The sequence below is a fragment of the Thauera terpenica 58Eu genome (assembly GCF_000443165.1).
GTDB classification, from domain to species: Bacteria; Pseudomonadota; Gammaproteobacteria; order Burkholderiales; family Rhodocyclaceae; genus Thauera; species Thauera terpenica.
In genome coordinates, this window is sequence record NZ_ATJV01000018.1 from 1 (window position 1) to 330 (window position 330).

1 protein-coding gene is annotated in these 330 nt (G+C 59.7%); it reads right to left on the minus strand.

From position 1 onward, the window contains the following. Positions 1-21 precede the first annotated feature (21 nt). The coding region (gene tnpB, locus M622_RS23390) for an IS66 family insertion sequence element accessory protein TnpB (protein ID WP_021247991.1) at positions 22-330 on the minus strand (309 nt) is incomplete at its 5' end.

Sequence of the window (330 nt, forward strand, 5' to 3'; positions counted from 1 at the left end):
CCGACATTATACCCGAACACACTACGTAACTGATTGGTAATGCAGCGCTTTATGCGGTTTTGCAGCCCACAGATCGAAGCCTTCGAGCAGCCACTCGAGCTCCTTCATCGTCAGCACGCAGGTGGCCTCGCCGGCCTCGATGGCAGGCCACGCAAAGCGCTCGGCTTCGAGCCGTTTGTACCAGAGGCAGAAGCCGTTGCGGTGCCAGTACAGGGCCTTGAGTTTGTCGCGGCGCCGGTTGATGAACAGGTACAGCGCATCGCCGAACGGGTTCAGACCCAATTCCTGCTCGACCAGCGCCGACAGCCCGCCGATGGATTTGCGGAAATC